The organism is Dyadobacter sp. CECT 9275 (genome assembly GCF_907164905.1).
Taxonomy (GTDB): Bacteria; Bacteroidota; Bacteroidia; order Cytophagales; family Spirosomataceae; genus Dyadobacter; species Dyadobacter helix.
On the sequence record NZ_CAJRAF010000002.1, the window covers coordinates 1,608,116 to 1,627,884 of the forward strand.

Below are 19,769 nucleotides of genomic sequence, written 5' to 3' on the forward strand. Positions count from 1 at the left end.
TTATTTCGTTTTTTTCCGCTCAGGATATACATAATGAATCATCGCACTATTGTTATTGGAATTCAATTCGTGGTCTTTACTTCGTATTTTAACCATGACCCGGTTTGCCGCCTGTGTGGGTTTAAAATTGAAATACACTTTTTTTATACGGGGTATCAGATCGTCGGGGGCCTCAACAGATACCATTTTTAGGCTGTCAGTTACCACATCATTTACAATCAGGTATACCCCCGACTCGCAGGATGGTGCATTTCCAATATTATGTACATGGGCTTCCACCACCAGGTTGCCGTCATTTTCCAGCACATGGATATCCCCCTCTCCCAGGGCCAGGTCTGGCAAAACGTTTTCATTTTTTTCCAGCGGTTTTTCCTGCTCTATACTGACCACCACCTGACTTCTCGCAGGAAGCTCAATCTGAATCATCCCGACCCTTTCCCGGATGGTAATCAACTCCTCGCGGATAAGCCTTTCTGCCACGGTATCATCGTCTGCGTCTGTTCCGATGCGCAGCTTGTAAACACCGGGCTCCAGCATCCAGGTATGCATTCCAATCTGTTTGGCATCTCCTGCATTGAACAGCGAAACTACGGCTGAGGCACGATCTCCTTTTCTCACAAAAACAGCAACGTTGCTGCCTGTGTTTTTCCAGGTTGCCACCAATGCCGGGTATTCAAAACCCCTTCCGAAGTGGCCCGTATACATTCCTGTAAGCAGGTCGCTTCCCCGGACATACACGCGGTCAGTGAATTTCACCTCACTTGTCATAAGCGGAAAATTGTAGCGGAGCGAGTGCAGTATCTGATCAAAGCCACCCAGCAACTTCTGCTGATCTCCACTCAGCAAATATTGGTTATAAGGCGAAGCATATTGCCTGATCAGCTGATCATATCGTTTGTCGCCGGTCAGTTTGGCCGTCATCGCAAACAAATTACCGAACGGATTTGCACCGGCTGTTTTATCCTCTCCTCCTCCCTGCAAAGTATTCGTTACCCATTTCAGGGAACCCGGCTCAGCCGTTTTGATACCTTCCTGTGGCTGGGTCATCAATTCCGACACCTTACGGATCGGCCTCAGCAAGGATTGATCTCCCGTCAAATCATACATCCCGTTAAGGAAACTGTACAGCTCTGCGATATGCCCCAGGTGATCCCATTGGTAATAGCTGTATCGGAGCGCCGGGTTATACCACTTATCCGAATAGCCACCGATTTTCTCTCCCCGAAAGGAAATGGCAGGCGGAATGATACCTGCAGGTTTACCATTTTCCGTCCGGTCCGCATCCGTTACCCATGCATGGGCCCATTCAGAAAACTGTCGGATCAAAACCGGATTGCGGTTATACCACGCGGCCCATAGTCCGGTAAGCAGCGCCCTTGCATTCAGCGGAACGTCCACGCCGTAAGGTGCTTCCTGCAATGTCTCTGTTGCCGAGAAATAGTACGACCTGAAATGCCGGTGCCCCAGATGTGTAATCCCCGACCATACCTTATCAAAATTCTGCATGCTGATCATGACACGCTCCACATAAGCCGGGTCACCATAACGCACCAGGAACATTCCAGCATGTGAATCCCTGAAAAGCTCAGCAGCGTGTTCCACATCATCTGTTTTTTTATCATAACCTCTCACCAGCTCCCCGCTGTTCCAGATACCGTCGGCCAGACGGGTATAGCCTTTGCGCGCGGTTTCATCGTCCGCACCCAGAATAGCGGGCAGCCACCAGCGCAGCATTTCAACGTCATCGGCATATTTACCGCCCAATTCCCCATTAGCGGCCTGCCGTTCGCTGACCCACCAGCGAATTACCTTCAGCATACGTCCCATGGCTTCGTGCTGGAATTTAGCCCAATCAGGCGCGTTGGACATAGCCACATCCGAAATGAAAGGATCTTCAATCAGATCACCTTTGTACATCCTGATCCGGATGTGGTCAGGAAATACCGCCGAAAGCTCGTTGAAAAACACGGCCGCTTTACTCTCGGTGAGCAGTTCGCTATCCTCCTTGTTTAACCAGTAATGTATTTTAGCCAAAAGGTATAGCGACTTGTAATACAATGGCGAGGTCCGATCAGCCACTACCTGATCCAGCAGATCTATAGCCGCATACATACGCTGGATCTGGTTCATACGGCTTTTCCTAACTTCGGCTGACCAGCCTGCCTGTTCATACCATACCGTTGCCGTCCGGTGTTTTAGCAACATAGCCAACCGGTTTTCCCAGACAGCATTATCCGGATCTCTGCCCTGTTTTTCTTTTAATGATGCCAACACGGCATCCATTTCGGCCGGGTCTGTTTCCGGACCAGGGCTAAAGGTATTAGCGGGCCAGTTTGTGACCGCTCTGAATTCCAGGCTGTAAATACCTGCCAATTGCGCAGTGCCAACTCCCTCTACTTCTACGATCGCCCCTTTTTTACCTATCGATACTTTCCTGCAAACAGAACGGTACGGTAGCCGGTACCAGGGTACTTCGATCCGGTCCAAAGCGGTACCATTTATCCTGATTTCCATAGCCATCACCTGCTCGCCGGGATACCCTACCGTCAGTGATACGAAGTAATCTCCCGGCGGAACATTTGCCCGGAAGATTAAACTTCCCGTGCCGGTAACTCCATCCTGAAAGAGTGAATCCGGAATGCGATTGTACAGCGTATCAAATGCCTGCCGGGGAGGTGATAACCAGCCATACCCCTGCTTCTCAGAATAGGCCGTTGCCGGTGTGATGCGCGTATAACCCTTTTCAACTTTCGAGGCCGCCGCGCCCATATCGAACAAAAGCTGCCCCGCCTGCCGCCCATGTACCTGGACGAAAGTGAAAAAAACTCCCGCGAGCAAACCGATGACCCTTACTAACGACAACTTATATACGTTAAATGAATTTATACCTTTTGATCTTGCTTCCTAATCCAGCCTTACTTTGATGTTCTTCGACGATGCATCCTTTTGAAGAAAATTTACGGCTGACTTACCACTGCTTTTTCCTGAAACGAATCCGTCAGCACTGGTACGCACCTGCACTACCGGCCCAGACTGTCGGGTATCCAGGTCTGTAATTGTAAAATCTCTGGTATCGTCCATGAAAAAGGCGGGCCGGAGTTCAGGAGTAAGCGCCGACAAGCTAATGCCCGACAAACTAAGCCCTTTCACGTGCCTGATGAAAAATCCAAACGCGGGAAGCTTGCCAAACATTGTTCCTTCCGGGTACAAGTCTTCCAGCTCCTCTATCTTTCGTGTGATATCTGAGGATACTCCTCCTCCCGCAAATTCGATGCGGATGTTGCGTAATGAAACATTCTCGACGGCGGCCCTGGTGATGCCGGAAACCGAACAGCCCGTGATCCCCGCTCCCGTTGCCACTACATCGGAAATACTGATGTTTCGCATGATACCCGGCTTCGGTTCCTCCGCTGTGGATATGTACTTCCGCGCCCGGTTGCCGAGTCTCAGAAAAAGTGGTACTTCGGCGCCATCAATCACCAGATTGCTGACCGTAATGTGTTCCATCAAACCGCCATCCACTACCTCCATCGCCAAGCCACTGATACCAGCCGGCTTACCATAAATGGTAGTGGTTTGCGCTGAAGGTTTGATCACACAGTTTGAGATTGCAATATTCCGAAAACCTCCGACTGACTCCGTACCGAATTTGATGGCACTGCAATGACTGCTCAGGATACAGTTAGAGATCACGATGTGTTCTGACACAAGCGGGGAGGTACTTTTAATGGTGATACCATCATCATCCGAGTCGCCTGTAATGTTGGAGATTGTCACATAGCGGCAACCATCAATATCCATCATATCATTATTTTTATTGGAATGGTTCCAGATACTGATACCGTCGATACGCACCTTTTTGCACCCCAGGTAATGCTGCATCCAGAAAGCCGAATTCCGTAACTGTACGCCTGTTACCGAAACGTTTTCGCATCCGGCAAACCAGAGCAGATAAGGCCTGTTTTTATAACGGTCTGGTTTCTTCAGGGTAGTGGTCACAAATGCAGCACCTTGTCCATCGATGGTACCCTTACCCTCTATGGCCACGTTTTTCTGATTTTTACAAAAAATCAGCGCCTGTTTCGCCCAGTCTTCTCCATAAAATCGGAGACCCGAATCCTGATAGGGATAAAACTTTGCGGCAGGCTGCCCCAGCAGGACAGCGTTGACGGACAGATGGAGGGTAACATTGCTTTTTAAGTTGAGTGTGCCCGTCAGATAGGTTCCCTGGGGAATATACACGGTTCCGCCTGTGATGGTACAGGAGTCTATTGCCTTCTGAATGAACAGGGTATTGTCCGTAATACCATCCCCTACTGCACCGGAATGACGAATATCATACTGTTGTGCTTTCAGGTTTCCGTTGGCCAGAAATTGAAATGCCAGTAGTATTGCCAATCCAAATACATCATATTTTTTACCAAATCTACACATTGATTTCCATTCTGATTCGTTCATAAATTCTTAACCTAAGCAACCTGCTGCCGGAGCCACCGTGCTGTTTCCTTATATGCCGCCTCCAGATCATCGATCTCCGTTTCGGCCCCGCCTACGTCAACGGCAAGTTTTCCGTTAAAGCCCACTTCCCGCAATACAGAAAAGAATACCTCCCAATTAATATTGCCGGAGCCCGGGGGAAGGTGTCCGGCCCTTTGACCGGTGTTGTCCGAAATATGAATATATTTAATTCTGCTCTTTAACCTGATCAAACTGAGTGGCAGATTTTCCCGCATCAGAAACTGATTGGAAGTATCCAGATTAAACATCAGGTTTGGTGCTGCTACGGCTTCGGCAAAAAGCAAAAATGAATCGGTAGAAGGAGTCAGGCAGCCTTCACAGGGATGAAGATGGTAATCCAGGCCGTATTTGGCAGCCAGCGCACAGGCAGCACGGTATCTGCCCGTCAATTTTCCCCAATAGTCTTCCCATTGAGATGCCGGTAAGGGAAGGAGACTGCTAACCTCGGTGCCACTGTAATGCCGCATCACAGGCATGTTGGCCGGGTATTGCAGGGGCAAAAGCGGGCCGTTGTCGAGTACCCCCTCGGTTCCGAAAAATCGTGCTGTCTCGCAGCCCATTTCAAACAATTCGAGGCATTCGGCCTCTTCTGCCGCATCCAGCTCCGCCCCCAATTGCGGAAGGACGATACACAGGACGGGCACCGAACAACCCTGTGCTTCGAGCGATTCCTTGATAACCACCTTATGTTTGAAAAGATATTCGATATTCTTTTTTCCTATGCCTTCCAGTTCGATGGAAGAAAACCCGAGTTCGGCCATTTCCTGGATATGCCCCACAGTATCCTCAATCGGCGGAGGGTACCCATACCGTGAAATGATATACAGGTATGCACAGGATATGTCAATAGGGTTATTCATGTTTTTTTCTAAAAAATTTTCGTGCACGTGCACGAAACTATTCAAAATAAAATGTGCCTGACTTTACCACTGGCTTTCCTGGAGTAATTATTAGGAGTGATGAACAATCGTGCACGTGCACAAAATTAGACTAAAAATTATATGAACCAAATTATTTATTGTCTTTTTCAGAACAATTTGCATAAAACACCTTCACAACCGAAATAAGGCAATGATTCATTTAGTAATTTTTAAAAGGCAATGTTTGCAAAAAAAACAAGCCAGGAACACTTTCCGGCGCGGTATTCCGGGAAATTATTACTTCAGCGCAATACGGTAAGTTACCGTTTGTGTGAAACCCTTTTTAGGCGGGGCAATTTCGATCTCCACCGGGAACGCCCTGATGGCCGGATAGGGCGTCCAGTAATGATCCGCGTCCCTGCCGGTAATAATCCTGGCATCTCCCTCCATGGTTGTAAACACAAAATGTTTCTTGCCCCCTTGAAGCGTAACTATCCTGTCATTTATCAAGCTTACTTTCATTCCCGGCTGCATCACAAAAGGCTCGGTAATGACCACCGTTGGAAAAGCATCGTGGTAAGTAAGTACCACTTTCTTTTCCACAAAGTCATCGGCAAAAGTGTAGGTAAGCGCATAGGCAACTCCGCCATTGATCCAGTCCCGGTTCTTCAGTTCTCCATGAGCTTGCACACGAAAACTGCCGTTGTCCAAAGTTGCCGTGGCCAAACGGGCATCGGATTCAAACAAATTGGTGAAGTATCCCAATGAATCGCGGTAGGCGATCTGAGGCGACAGACATTTTACGCCGGGGGCTTCTGGAAAGCTCATTGGCTCCGGGCGAGAATACTCCGTTACACTCGACACCTGCAAGGCACCATGCCCTTCCACCCAAAGGTACGACAGGGTTCCTCCATTGGGCCGGAACATATATTTGCTTTTTGAACCTGCTTTTTGGTCCTTGTAGCGGTAGCCGGTGACGGTTGCCATGAAGTTCTTTGTCCGCACCTGCACAACATCCAGGTTATCAAAATGCCTGATCCACCCCCACTGTTCCGTCGGTAATGGCTGATAGGGCCTGACATCCTTTTTCTCAAACTGATAAGCCATCGCCAGGTTTTTTGCTTTGGTAAAAGTCGGATATATGCAGGGCTGCGTTTCAAAGACACGGGCGTGGTGTGGCCCGTAACCCACCAGGCCGCCGGGCAGGATATTGGACCTCAAAAAAAGCAGGTTCTTGTAGGACGCACTGGCATAACGCTGATCTTCATCCGCATAAAGCGCAAACAATGCCTGGCACCCATCCGAAGTTGCACCACCATACATGGTCCACTTATTGGACCGGATACCCCACGAATTATCCATGGACCCATCCGGATAAATAAAACTGAGATGTGTTTTTAATGCATCCCGTACCCGGTTGCTCACCAGCGTATCGCCTGTTGTTTTGGCGTAGAGTCCCAGCCCCCATAGCGACATTTCCATTTCGTACCCAAGGTCAATACCCAGCTTAGCGCCCACTCCCCTTCCGCCCTCTCCATTGATAAACCCCTTTTCATCCATTTTTGAAACTGTCCGGCGGGCCAGTTCCCGGGCACGTGTGAGATAGCGTTCTGTTCCTGTCAGCCGGTGCGCTTTGGCAAGCGTGACGGTAGTTGTTGCTACGTAGTTTATGCTCGCAAATTCGGGCTTCATTACCTTGTAAAGATAGTCCGCTGCTTTGACCATTGCTGTGTTCCATGAGGTTTTCTCGTGTTCCGTAAGTTCACCGGAAATGGCATCGTATGCCAGCAATAACATCAGCAGCTGGTCGGTGGTGGTTCCGGTCCATTCTTCGGGCGTTTCTTTCCAGCTTCCGTCGGGTTGCTGCTGGCTGATCAGCCAGGATGCCGCATTCCGCGCTGCTTTCAAATAGCGCTGTTCGCCCGTAATCATGTAGGAAACCGCAAAAGGGTATACTGCCTCTGCGGCCCTTGTATGCAGCACATGGCAACTTTTACAGACCAAGGCACCGCAGTTGGCCGGTTCCTTCTCATCTGTCTGCAAAGCCAACAGTGTCCCCGAAAGTTGTAACAACGTGGCGGCATACTCCTTCTTCATGGATAAGGCCTGCGACAAAGCATGGCTGCCAAGGCATATAAACACTGGCAGCAAAAAAAGACAACGATGTTTGATCTGAAACATATGAAATTGTGCACGTGCACGAAAGATGAAACTTAAAGATATGTTCTTAATTTCTATAATATCTGTAATTGGCGCTGGTAACAATGTCTATCGGAATGAGATAGTCTTCCTGTACGGTTGCAGAGAATATCAGATACTGAAAAAGTGACATCACACCGCGGTACCCCTGCTCCTGTGGTTTCTCGCACAATAGGAAGTCAATAATCCCCCTTTTGAGATAGTCCAGATTTTTGTCGAGATAATCGTATCCAATGAGCACGATATCACTTCTTTCAATAGATTCCAGCCATTCTGCCACCAGCGACACCCTCGAATTCGTTACATAGATAATACCAATTTGCGGATGTTCCTCCAGCAGTCCCGTGAGCCTGCCGGCTACGGCAGCATAACCGGTATCCCGCATATTGAGGTGCACGAGCTGCTCCTCAGAAAGTTTTTCTCTGAAGTAGGCCATAAACCCGTCTTCTTTCCGCAGAATAGCCACGTTGTTTTCGATCTCCCGGGCAATGTTGACGATCATGGCTTTCTGCCCCGGTTTCAGGCAATAATGAACCAGTTGTCCGGAAAGGTACCCGCTATCAAAAAGCTCCGGCCCTATATAACAAAGCCGTTGCTGTTCGGGGATATCCGAGTTCATCAGAACGCAGGGAATTTTTTTCCTTTTACAGAATTTCATCAGCGCTATAGACTCTTTCTCAAACGTGGGGGTGATCAGCACGCCATCAGGAGCATTTTCCATAATCCGGTCCACCTGTTCCGCAAAAACAGATTGAACATTCTGGTCAAAAAAGTAATATTCCACCTGCACGCCATACTGCCTGATCTCCAGATCCGCTTTATTGATACCTTCGAGCGGAGCCTTCCAATACTCCGTTTCCTCCGAAATGTCGGGCAACAAAACTGCCACCCGAAGAGTACCTCTGGATGTCAGCGCAAGCCTTCTGGCGAGTACGTTTGGCTGATAATTAAGTTCCTGGATAATTGCGTTAACTCGGTTCCTGGTTTTTACCGCCACTCCGGCTCTGTTGTTGATCACCCGGTCCACGGTCCCGAGCGAAACGTTGGCCCGTCTCGCAATTTCCTTGACTCCGATCAATGCGTTATCTTCTTTTCCTTCCACAAGAATTAAATCGTTGAATACCCACCAAATATAAACAATCGTCTGCTAATTTGTGATTTCGTCCTTTACCACTACCGAAACTTACCGACGGCTGCTACCAGATAACGGCAGCCCGGCCCTTCTCATGGATGGTAAATTCCCTAAACGCCTTTTACCGCTGATTTTCCATTGATAATAGAACGTTAATACAGGTATCTCTCAGGGTTCATACTGGCAGGCTAATTTTGAGAAACCAAACCTTAAATTATGATCTGGAAGTCTATCACCAGAAAAAGATTTCTAAACCTGGCAGCCTTGGCCTCACTCGCATTTTTCTCCTCCGGATTTGACCCCGGCAAGATACCTGAAAGATCTCTCAGCTTTCGTCTTCAATCCCCCGGGGCACTACCGGATACCACTGCTGGTGCATTTTCGGTACTCACCTACAACATTGCCGGTTTACCGGAAATGATTTCCAGCGCAACTACCAGACGTGCTCCCAGTATTGCAGCTATCGGAAGGAAACTGAATGCGTTTGATGTCGTTAATGTTCAGGAGGATTTCAACTATAATCGGTATCTGTACAATGGAGGAAATGCTCACCCTTTTCGAACACAAACCAAAGGGAGTGTTCTGTTTGGCGACGGGTTGAATACCTTATCGAGGTACCCCGTACACCATGTCAGAAGAATATCCTGGAATGATTGTACCGGAGCCGACTGCCTGACGCCCAAAGGTTTCACTTATTCCCGCCTGGAAATTGCCCGAAATGTATTTGTAGATCTGTATAATGTCCACGCGAACGCCTATAACCATCTGGCGGCTGCGGCAGCCCGGCGCAGCAATATGAACCAGCTTTCCGACTTTATCAGAAAAAACTCAAGAGGCCAGGCCGTGATCGTCATGGGCGATTTGAATGCCCATTATAGTTACTCTTACGACAACGTTCATCAATTACTGGCAAACAATCACCTAACAGATGCCTGGGTGATGCTGGTGAATCATGACCATTTACCGCAACCGGTTCAGAAACTTCCGGAGAGTCAGATACTGCGAATGAACAGCCGGTCGGAATCCATAGATAAAATCCTGTACCGCAGTAATGACCGGATACAGCTGAATATCTCCGAATACAATCTTAATAATCAATTATTTAATGACAAAAACGGAACGCCGCTATCCGATCATCACCCGGTTAGTCTCCGGTTTTCCTGGAAGTTACAGGATAAAAAACTGCTGGCCGCTTATTGATTTTATGGCGCTCTCTGCCTGCCGGACAAAGCCAGCCTGGTACCATTCGGTTTAACGGCGGCCTGGATATTTAAACAGATCCCATACGTATTTCAGTCCGCTCTGAGCGTCTTGGCCGGATTGGTCATGGCGGTGCGGTATGCCTGAACTCCTATGGTGATCAGACCTATCAGGGTCAAACTGGTAAGACATTTAACAAAAACGGCGGGGCCCAGAGGCACATGATAAGTAAAGATCCGAAGGAAAAGCCCTCCCAAAAAATAACCAAGCGGCATGGCTATGGCAGAGGCAATCAATATCAGTTTCACAAAACCGGACGACAAAAGGAACATAATTTGGGCAACGCTGGCACCCATTACCTTCCGAACACCTACTTCCTTGGTGCGTTTTTCGGTAGTATAACTTACCATGCCCAGCAAACCCATTCCCGCTATCATAAAAACAATAAATACAATTACACCGGTAAAACGTTGATCTCCTCCTTCTGCATAATCCTCATAAAGCTGCTCCTCGTACCACGAATACACAAATGACTCCCGGGGATGTAATCTTTTCCATATCTTACCCAAAGCTGCTTCTATGCTTTTGTTATCAGCCCCGTCTGCAACCATTAGTGACAAAACTTTAATTTCCCTGGGATCATAGGCAAAGACCAGCGGTGCCACAGGCAGCTCATACCGCATGAAGCAAAAATTCCGGACCACGCCCGCCACCTGAACCTCCGTTTCGTTGAGCCGAATGGTTTGCCCTACAAGCTCTGCGGGATTATTGTATCCGAGGACCTTTGATGCACGTTCGTTAATGACTACAAAATGCCCCGTTGTATCACCGGACGTTTCGGGCAGATTTCCGCCTGCAATAAATTTCAACTTCATATTGTCGATAAAATTGGCGTCGGCTGCATAAATATAGGTGTCCTGTGGTACCAACTTTTGTCCTTTTTCCCCAATGTTACTGATTTTGGCCTGCCCCGCCCCTTCGCTCAGCGTAGCCGATGCCACACCCACTTTCCTGACATCTGCCAGTTCTGCTATTTCCGTGACTAAAATCCTGAAATCGGTGGGTGTTACCGGGATATTAAAAATCCCCTTTCTGTTAAAATTTTCATTGTCGGTAGCCATGTAGTCAAACTGGCTGTTTGAGATACCGGTGAAGGTCATAAAAACAAGCGCTACCACGAACTGGATAACCACCAGTGATTTACGAAAACCGATTTTTCCTACACCGGAAGGTGCCATCTCCCCTTTGATAATCTGCGCAGGTTCGTAGGACGACAGGATTCTTGCCGGCAACAGACCCGCCAGGATACCTGTAAACAGAGTAAAAGCAATGAAAATCAACCACATAACCACGGTATTTTCCACCTCATAATGAAGCCAGCGTACATGCACATAGGATTGGAAAAGTTCGAGACCGAAATATCCTACACCCAGTGAAAGAAACGCAATGACAATCGTCTCGACCAGAAACTGTGAAATCAGCTGCCAGCGTTTGGCACCGGCAACCTTCCGTACGCCTACCTCCCGCCCGCGGCTTAACGAGCGCGTCAACGTCAGGTTCACGTAATTAAAGCCTGCCAGCAAAATGACAATCAATGGAACAAGCCAACTAACGCCTATTTTCCATATTGGCTCTACATACGGATTATCACGCAAGCCCTCCCTGTCCAAAGGAATATCCTCCAGTAGCTGGCTTCTGAATGATTGGCTTTTTACATCTTTAAATTGAATACTCCTGTTGCTTTCCATCGCGACCTTCCTTAACATCTGATTCAATGCGGCCTGTCCGGTACCTTTTGTCACCAGTACAAATGTGTAGGTATTATAGTCCTGCCAATTTTGCGCCGTAGCATTTTTGTCGAATTCCTGATAGGTAGACATGGAAACCACGAGGTCGGACTGTAAATGACTGGTAAACGGTTCGATTGAAGCAAAAACACCTGAAACCGTGAAAATGCCGAGATCAGCATGTACGAGTGTCTGGCCCACAGGATCCGCTTCTCCAAAAAAACGCTCCGCCATTTCGGGAGATAGTACCACAGTACGCGGTTCAAGGCAGGGTTTGCCGCTCGCCAGCTTAAATCCAAAAATGTCAAAATACGACGGATCGACATACATTCCATTCACCCGAAGGGTTTTAATACCGTTTTTCATATTTCCTCCAAAGTTGCGTATTACCCTGGCCGAGTTTTCAATAATACTTTGCTCGCCGGAGAGCTTTTCCGCTAGTGGCATGGGCGATGAAGCCAGTGCATACACTGAATGATCCTTCGCGGTGGCGTCTGTGATGATCCGGTAGGTACGGTCGGGATAGGGATGAAAAGAATCTTTTTCAAAAGTACTTTGTACCTGCATTAGCTGGAGGAAGCAAAACCCCATTGCCAGGCCCAGCCCCAGTATGTTAATGAGTGAAAAAAGCCTGTGTTTCCAAAGATTTCTTACCGCGATTTTGAAGTAGTTCTGAAACATAAAATTCGATGTATCTGCCGTGTTGACAGTTGTCGTTAAAAGAACCGTTCCATATTTATAACATTTGAAAATCAAATAGTTAATCCATGACTACTGTTCAAATTCGTACATATCGCGCGGACGATCGGCCGTTTTTTACATCAACTAAAAACACTTTGCTCCGTTTGCCGCTCTTTTCCTGTAACGGCCGGGCAGGTAGCACTGGCATGGGTAATGAGCCAGGGTGGCGGTAAACTGAACGGCAAAGAGATCATTGCAGCAGATCCGGAAGCTCTGGAATCACTGATAAAGACCTATCAGGAAACTGAGCAACAACAAAGGCAGCTCCTGCAAGAATGGCGGGTCCATAACAGTCTCACAGACTTAACTGAGACTAAACATCGAATCTGAAATCAAAATCTGGAAAGATTTCATCTTGTGAATGTTTGAAGTCTATGGGAGGTAATCCACTGCCAACTATAAAGTTATTTACAAACATGGTAAACGATATTCTATTCTTATTGTATTCTTGTTTAGTCAAATAGTTACCGATATAAGTATCCAATAGATCTTTCAATTTTAATCTTTTCATCTTGATATAGTATCTCAAAATAATTATCGTGTCAATCGTTATAATTACTAACGGCCTAACTCTTCTATATCTTAAACGATTTCCATTTGACCTTGATTCTAACTCTTGCTCAAACCATTGATTGACGATATAGTTAAAACCGTACGAGCTATATGACTCCTCCGGTACAATAGCTATTGGATAAATTTTTATGGAATTACATGAGTTAATTTGATCAAAATCTAATTTATTCGAAAATATAAGGTCAATATTATTAATAATTTGCCTAATCACTCCATCCTTTTTATTTTCTTCATCATAAATAAATCTAGTCTTCAAATATGGCTCTACTTTTTCATAATTAAATGAATATTTAATGGAGTTTTTAATAAGATTGTTTTTAACCTCGAAGACATAGATATTCTGCCAGTCTCGAATATAGTAATCTGGTTCCCCTTTTAATTCGCTTTTCAATCTCGCACTCTTTATATCTTCTCCTGATAGTTTAATCGCTTTATTCAAAATGATATCGTACAATACCTTGCTTGCCAAATATCGTTCAAAAAAATGCTCCCCAAAATGCCCCATAAAATCATTTAGCATTGTCATTTTCCTTTCTTTATATATCTTAAACAAATCAAAAAATATTCCAATGTAAAGCTTGTCGAATAAAAACTTATCATGTATAAGGTGAAATACATTCGGCTCCAATTCAATAATAGGACTATTTCTAATTGAAAGAAAATCATCATCGTCCGTTATCTTTGTTAACAAAAACATGTTAACAAATTTATATAATTTAGGAAACTTTATAGGATCAATAGTAAACAACGCTAGGCCCACAATTTTATCTCGATTGGCGGTCTGATCAAAGATGAATACGAGTTTACCTAAATAATCGGATACAGAATTCAGCCCTCTTTCCATAAGATACTCCTTCAAAAGCTCTCTTGTATTAGGAGTTGATAGCAAATATGAAAATAGATATTTGGATTTGGTGTATTGTGCAATATAGTTAAAAATAGGAGAGAATTTTGTAATATCCGACTCCATAAGGGATCCGAGAAAAGATGTGAGAAGGGATATGTCATTCGGCCACCATTTTTCTAATGACATTCTGCAAATGGCCTCCTTTGAAGCAAATATTTCATTTATGGAAAGATAACATTTCAAAACATTTATATTTGATTTCTCAATATATTCAATATCATCTAATTTGTATTCGAATTCACTTTGCTTACTAGCTATTTCAAAAAATTTAAAATTTGATAGGGGATAAACTATTACAATCTTTGTATTAAATTTGATAGACTTGTCACGTAGTATTTTTTTCCATATCAAGTATGATTTATCTTTGTATTCACTAAAATATTTATCTAAAAAATCCTCAGATGATTCAATGTGTGAATGATGGTTAAAATTATTTATGAATAGGATAGCGTACCTCAAAAGAATGCTCCTTGGTATATTTTTAATATATTCTTCTGGCTTGAAACTTTCATCCGGAAAAATATCCGATCGTAAAAAAAATACACTATTATGAAACACAATATTTTTTTGACCATTACTTACTCTATTTTTTTTATTTCTACTAGTAGATCTTTTCATTTTAGAATTATTAAATATTTATAAAATAATTATACATGATAATATTTTCCTTATCAAAAATGCAAAATCGGTTACAAATAAAAATCTATTTATCAATCAATTTTAAATATTGTTGATACTCGTAACCAGTCATATCTGATATTTTTTTGGACATCAGTATGTGCTTCCAACCAGGATCCAGTCTCGACAGCTCTTGATTAAGTACAAAATTGATTTCTGGAAGAAAATTTTTTATCGCAGAAATTAAATCTATTCTCGATCCTTTAAGTAATACATATGGTAATGCATATTTTACAAGTAAATCCTCAAGTAAGGATCTGTAACTCGTTATACTATTCTCTCCGAGACGGTCGGATTCCGTATCGACTTCATTCACAAACTTTTTGAGCCTTTGAAGGCGTCCTTCTTCTCCACGGTTATCGTAAGGTATTCTCATATTAATTCAGTTTGTCTTCTTTTAGAGTATTCATACATGAAAATTGTAACTCACTATCAAGCTTTGTCTGAAAGTAGTTTAGAAAGAAACCTACTGATTAGAAACTTCTTCTCCGCAAAAAATCATGGTTTTCCTTGATATGTCAGCATAAATAGATCTAGGCCTTAATGGCCTGCTGAAATTTCAGCAGGGGTATCGTCATGCCAATTGAAAAGAGTTCAGCCATGCAGCACTTGAAATTCGACCCTGATTGTAAGTTGGTTACTTAATTAAGGAACTTCATAGAGGACATCTGTGGATAGTCTGGCCTGCTTTGTAGCAAGCATCAATGCTTCGGCAAAAGTCTGCGGGAGTTGGTTTTCTGGCTCTTCCCAGCGACGATTTACCTGGATCCTAAGTTCGATATTGTACCCGGTCATCAGGTCCATAGTCTGCATTTTGGCGAGCGTCATTTCCCTGAATTCTCTACTCTGTTCATTTACGAAAAGGGATGATCCAATTTTTGATAGTCCTAACCTGTCGTAATTTTCGTTGAGAATGTCACAATCTCTCAGCACATGGGAATGTTGTTTTCCAGTCAACTGAGCAATTTATTTCTTCGATAATATGAGGCATAATGGATATGTTTACGGAGGATATTACGGTCAACCGTATAAGTAATTATGTGCCCAAATCTCCTTTTTGAAGCACCCTCAACTTTATCACTATGATACCAATCCCCCTAGAAAATCAAAGAAAAGGTGTTATCGGCCTTTTTATATGGCTCTTACTCTTCTTTCTTGTCTTAATATTGATCGCAGTTAGAAGAAATGAATGGGATGCAGTTGCAGGTTTATCCGGGGCCGCTATTGCTGTTATCCCCGCTATTATGGCCTATGATACCATTTTCCAGGCAAGAATCGAAAAGCTCCCTCAGCTGGATATCATCATTGATATAACAAGTAGATATTCTTTATTCCAGCTTGTAATTGTCAATAATGGGGGATCAGCGGCTTATAATATCAATCTTACCTGGCTCGATAAAGAGCAAGGTTCAGGGAGGCCTTTACCAATTCCCTTTAATTTATTTGGACAACCAATTTCATTTAGCAAAGATGAGCGGTATAATGTTATCCGGCTTCTTTCAAAAGGCCAGTCACATCACACAGTTATCGATGGATATTATCCATTCTATGAAAGATACCCGGAGGAAGCATTTTTCATGGCAAAACTCAGCTATTCGGAGGACGTAGCAGGAAATAGCAAAATGGAAATCATCATTCCTGTATCCTTGGATGAATTCAGATCGACTCTGGATTATCATACTGAATCTTCAAAGACCAACTACGAGCTGCAACAGTTACCAAAAAAATTGGATAAGATTAAAAGTGCCTTGGACAATATCACCTGCAAGTTGGATACAGGACGGAAAAAGAATTTGTAGATGATAACTTTCGATATGATATAGCGGTTTACAGTTTAAACCGCAGTTTAAATTAAACTGGCTGCGAACTCGTTTAGAGGTTTAAGTTTAATACCTCATTTAGGGGGGTTAAACTAAACCGATTTTTAAACCGGTAGTTAATACCCGAAATCCGGGTATTAGTCAGTGAAAGACAGCGGGGCATCCACTCAGCAGGTTAGTTCGATTAAAGTGCGTTGTAATTTTGCTACACTTGGTTACATTGCACTATTAAAAAACCTCTTATATCAGATTATGTTCAAAAAACCATTCTCCTTTGACGGGCGCATTGGGCGCACTGAATATTGCCTTTCATACTTTGGATACTTTGCAATCCTAGTCGTTCTGGGAGCCACTTTCCCGAACACTGACATGGCCAACCTTTTACAACTTATCCTGTTAATACCGTTGATCTGGTTTCTTTTGGCCCAAGGAGCAAAACGATGTCATGACAGAGGTAATTTTGGAGGGTTCCAAATAATTCCTTTCTATCTCCTCTGGATGATGTTTGCGCCAGGCGATCCGGGAGAAAACGAGTATGGGCCAAGCCCGAAGCAGCCGGCAGAGCAACGAGTTTGAATTACATGTCAGTTGTGTAACCTCCTTATCAAATCATGTCCGAAAACCCCTTCTCATTCGACGGCCGTATCAGGCGTACCGAATATTGTCTTTCTTACATTGGGTACTATGTGATCCAATTTACATTACAGTACCTCCTTATTGATGTTGAAATGGGAGTTCTCATCCTGGCCGCTTGCTTTATCCCCCTTGTTTGGTTTAGCCTTGCGCAGGGTGCAAAAAGATGTCACGACATAGGCAATAGCGGATGGTTCCAACTGATCCCTCTATACTTTCTTTGGATGATGTTCGCTCCGGGCCATCCGGGTAGAAATAAATACGGGCCAAGCCCTAAGCAGCCGACTTGAAATTAACTAGCTTAACCTTACTGCTTTACTGTCCCGCTCCTTTATACAGGGAGATCCCTTCCCAGATTAAGCAGCCATACCAGTCAAGCAAAACCCTTTAAATTATTTTAGAAAAGGATGCAGGAGGACCTTAAAACACTGCTTAACCGTCTGATGATTTATGCAAACATGCCGACGAACCCGGAGTGGCCAGAAACAAAAAACCCAGGGTGTTTAAGTACATCCTGGGTTTAATTGAGTGTAAATTTCATAACTTACTGATTTACATCTGTACTGGTGGAGAAGATGGGATTCGAACCCACGACCTCTTGCATGCCATGCAAGCGCTCTAGCCAACTGAGCTACATCCCCGGCTTGTTGGGAGTGCAAAGATGTTCTGCAGAATTTATATTAACAAACATAATCCAAGATTTTTGTTTTCAGTACGCAAACGGTATCGGAAATTCCAAGCATTCGGGATGGTCATACTCCCGAATGCTTACCTGAAATACCCTAACCTCGCCCGCCTCCTCCAAAGGCTTTGGCAACTCCCCAAATGATCAGTACGATCACTCCGAGTACCAGAATAATGCCGGTCCACATGCCGCCTTTAAATATGGCTCCAACCAGTTCGCAACTGGTAAGTGTGAATGTAAGAAGCGTAATTATAATGAGGTTGATTATCGGTTTCATAACAATGATGGGTTTTAATGATGAAATACATTCTTAAAAAACCATTCCTGTTACAAACTCAGCCGATATACCCAGACTCTGCATCAACTGGAATGAGCCTGTGAATGTCATTTTGAAGCAGTAATTCGAACAATTTGACGGTGGCTGCTGCATCTCCGTGCGCCCTGTGCCTGTTTTCAAGCGAAATCCGCAGACTTTCGCACAGATTCCCGAGACTGTATGACTTAAATCCGGGGAATATTTTCCTGCTCAGCTGAACGGTACACAGCAGATCCCGTTGAAAATACTCATCAACTGCCTGAAATTCGCGTTTTATAAAGCCATAGTCAAACCGGGCATTGTGTGCAACAAACCAGGCATCCCTGGTAAGACGCCGGACTGAATCCTGCACTTCTGCAAATGTAGGCGAATCCTGCACCATCAGGTTGTCAATCCCGGTAAGCCGGGTAATAAACGGTGGGATATATATTTCCGGATTAATCAGTGTGTGAAAAAAATCCACTACCTCCCGTCCATCGTGGCGAAATATGGCTATTTCAGTAATCCGGGCAGCGCCCCCTCCACCTGTCGTCTCTATATCAACTATTGCATACATCGGCCACCTGCCAATTTTAATATCAGAATTTTTCTTACAAAGGTATAAAAAAAGTTCCCCGCTTACTGCAGGGAACTTCCATAACCTATGCGTTGGAGCAATTATTACTGATCCAGCTGAAACGAGATGGGCATGGTGAATTTCACTTTTACAGGACGGCCTCCCTGTTTGCCGGGATTCCATTTAGGCATAAGCTTAATCACCCTCAGCGCTTCTTCATCACATCCGAAACCGATTCCTTTTATCGTACCCACGTTCTCAATTTGCCCATCAGCACCTACGGTGAATGTCACGAATACCTTTCCCTGAATACCTGCACTTGAAGCCTTTTGCGGATATCTTAGATTTTTCTGAAGGAAGGATGCCATAGCGCTCATACCTCCCATAAACTCCGGGTTTTGCTCAACGTGAATAAAGACCTCGTCCTTTGCCGGCAATACTTCCGTAATATTAGCCTTGCTTTCTCCAATCGACGACACCGGTGGAGCTATAATTTCAGTGGCACCTTCCCCTTCCACCGTTTCTTGCCCGGGCTGCGCTTTGCTAAGATCTTCAATCACCGGAGGCACGCTTTCTGTGATCACCTTTTCATCCTGGACCACTTCCGGCACCGTGTACTTAACCGTATTTGGAATCTCTTTTGGTGGCGGCGGCGGAGTTTTCGGCTCAAAAAAGGCATCAGGCTTAATATCCACTTTCTCCAGCTTGATCTCAAATCTGATATCCGAATCCTTGGGTTCAGGCGTAAGCCGGGCATAGAGATTGGGCAGCATCACCATCAAAAGAAACAACGTAACTCCCAGGATCATAGATCTTTGTACTGTTTGACTATACCCTTTCCTGAGCGCGTAGGCTCCGTAAAGTTTATTACGTCCTTCAAAAACGATGTCATTTAAAGAGTTTTCCATGGCTAACAGATGTTTATGTTCAACATTCAAAAAACGAAGGGTTTTTGAGTCTGCCGCTGAAATAATGCCTTCATAAGCTTTCTCAAAGGAGTCCCCCTCCCAAAGTCGTTCTTCGGTTTCACAGGCTAAATGATCCAGTATCTCATTGTACAATTCCGGATCTACGTGATTATCCTGCAAGTACTTGCTAAAAAGATCTATTCGATTTTTATGAAGACGTATCATGATAGGTGAAGTATTAAATGTTAGCCACTAG

At 44.7% G+C, this 19,769-nt stretch carries 16 protein-coding genes and 1 tRNA gene; 4 read left to right on the top strand and 13 right to left on the bottom strand.

What is annotated here, in order from left to right:
- The 5 genes from KOE27_RS14645 to KOE27_RS14665 form a co-directional block, all read right to left on the bottom strand.
- Complete coding sequence (locus tag KOE27_RS14645) at positions 1 to 2,862, bottom strand: hypothetical protein (protein WP_215239606.1); 2,862 nt, start codon at positions 2,860 to 2,862, stop codon at positions 1 to 3.
- A 42-nt stretch (positions 2,863 to 2,904) separates the two neighbouring features.
- Positions 2,905 to 4,458 carry a glycoside hydrolase family 28 protein gene (locus tag KOE27_RS14650; RefSeq protein ID WP_229252773.1) on the bottom strand — a complete coding sequence of 518 codons (1,554 nt, stop codon included), beginning with the start codon at positions 4,456 to 4,458 and terminating at the stop codon, positions 2,905 to 2,907.
- A gap of 11 nt (positions 4,459 to 4,469) precedes the next feature.
- Positions 4,470 to 5,378: a sugar phosphate isomerase/epimerase family protein gene (locus KOE27_RS14655; protein WP_215239607.1), complete on the bottom strand. Its 909-nt coding sequence runs from the start codon at positions 5,376 to 5,378 to the stop codon at positions 4,470 to 4,472.
- Positions 5,379 to 5,675: 297 nt separating this feature from the next.
- Positions 5,676 to 7,475 carry a prenyltransferase/squalene oxidase repeat-containing protein gene (locus KOE27_RS14660; RefSeq protein WP_215239608.1) on the bottom strand — a complete coding sequence of 600 codons (1,800 nt, stop codon included), beginning with the start codon at positions 7,473 to 7,475 and terminating at the stop codon, positions 5,676 to 5,678.
- A gap of 130 nt (positions 7,476 to 7,605) precedes the next feature.
- Complete coding sequence (locus KOE27_RS14665) at positions 7,606 to 8,679, bottom strand: LacI family DNA-binding transcriptional regulator (protein ID WP_215239609.1); 1,074 nt, start codon at positions 8,677 to 8,679, stop codon at positions 7,606 to 7,608.
- Between the two features lie 246 nt (positions 8,680 to 8,925).
- Here KOE27_RS14665 and KOE27_RS14670 point away from each other — a divergent pair, with 246 nt between their 5' ends.
- The gene (locus tag KOE27_RS14670) at positions 8,926 to 9,909 is read left to right on the top strand and encodes an endonuclease/exonuclease/phosphatase family protein (protein ID WP_215239610.1); all 984 of its coding nucleotides are present in this window, start codon (positions 8,926 to 8,928) and stop codon (positions 9,907 to 9,909) included.
- Between the two features lie 92 nt (positions 9,910 to 10,001).
- On the opposite strand, the gene KOE27_RS14675 is transcribed toward KOE27_RS14670, so the two are convergent.
- The 4 genes from KOE27_RS14675 to KOE27_RS14690 all read right to left on the bottom strand — a co-directional run bounded on the left by KOE27_RS14675 (position 10,002) and on the right by KOE27_RS14690 (position 15,552).
- Positions 10,002 to 12,377 (bottom strand): ABC transporter permease, encoded by a 2,376-nt coding sequence (locus KOE27_RS14675; RefSeq protein ID WP_215239611.1) that lies wholly within the window; start codon positions 12,375 to 12,377, stop codon positions 10,002 to 10,004.
- 373 nt (positions 12,378 to 12,750) lie between these two features.
- Entirely contained in the window at positions 12,751 to 14,535 is a 1,785-nt protein-coding gene (locus KOE27_RS14680; protein ID WP_215239612.1) for a hypothetical protein, read from the bottom strand.
- Between the two features lie 85 nt (positions 14,536 to 14,620).
- A complete protein-coding gene (locus tag KOE27_RS14685; protein ID WP_215239613.1) occupies positions 14,621 to 14,971 on the bottom strand; it encodes a hypothetical protein in 351 nt (116 codons plus the stop codon).
- Between the two features lie 269 nt (positions 14,972 to 15,240).
- On the bottom strand, positions 15,241 to 15,552 hold the full coding sequence (locus tag KOE27_RS14690; protein WP_215239614.1) for a Rha family transcriptional regulator: 312 nt from the start codon (positions 15,550 to 15,552) through the stop codon (positions 15,241 to 15,243).
- A 125-nt stretch (positions 15,553 to 15,677) separates the two neighbouring features.
- On the opposite strand from KOE27_RS14690, the gene KOE27_RS14695 reads away from it, so the two are divergent.
- The 3 genes from KOE27_RS14695 (at position 15,678) to KOE27_RS14705 (ending at position 17,338) form a co-directional block, all read left to right on the top strand.
- Entirely contained in the window at positions 15,678 to 16,394 is a 717-nt protein-coding gene (locus tag KOE27_RS14695) for a hypothetical protein (protein ID WP_215239615.1), read from the top strand.
- A gap of 273 nt (positions 16,395 to 16,667) precedes the next feature.
- The gene (locus KOE27_RS14700) at positions 16,668 to 16,991 is read left to right on the top strand and encodes a DUF805 domain-containing protein (protein WP_215241614.1); all 324 of its coding nucleotides are present in this window, start codon (positions 16,668 to 16,670) and stop codon (positions 16,989 to 16,991) included.
- Between the two features lie 35 nt (positions 16,992 to 17,026).
- A complete protein-coding gene (locus KOE27_RS14705; protein ID WP_215239616.1) occupies positions 17,027 to 17,338 on the top strand; it encodes a DUF805 domain-containing protein in 312 nt (103 codons plus the stop codon).
- A gap of 274 nt (positions 17,339 to 17,612) precedes the next feature.
- Here the strand turns inward: KOE27_RS14705 and KOE27_RS14710 are convergent.
- The 4 genes from KOE27_RS14710 to KOE27_RS14725 all read right to left on the bottom strand — a co-directional run bounded on the left by KOE27_RS14710 (position 17,613) and on the right by KOE27_RS14725 (position 19,738).
- Positions 17,613 to 17,689 (bottom strand) — tRNA-Ala (locus KOE27_RS14710).
- A gap of 141 nt (positions 17,690 to 17,830) precedes the next feature.
- On the bottom strand, positions 17,831 to 18,010 hold the full coding sequence (locus KOE27_RS14715; protein ID WP_215239617.1) for a hypothetical protein: 180 nt from the start codon (positions 18,008 to 18,010) through the stop codon (positions 17,831 to 17,833).
- Between the two features lie 58 nt (positions 18,011 to 18,068).
- Positions 18,069 to 18,605 carry a 3'-5' exonuclease gene (locus tag KOE27_RS14720; protein ID WP_215239618.1) on the bottom strand — a complete coding sequence of 179 codons (537 nt, stop codon included), beginning with the start codon at positions 18,603 to 18,605 and terminating at the stop codon, positions 18,069 to 18,071.
- 104 nt (positions 18,606 to 18,709) lie between these two features.
- Positions 18,710 to 19,738 (bottom strand): energy transducer TonB, encoded by a 1,029-nt coding sequence (locus KOE27_RS14725; RefSeq protein ID WP_215239619.1) that lies wholly within the window; start codon positions 19,736 to 19,738, stop codon positions 18,710 to 18,712.
- Between the last annotated feature and the right edge of the window lie 31 nt (positions 19,739 to 19,769).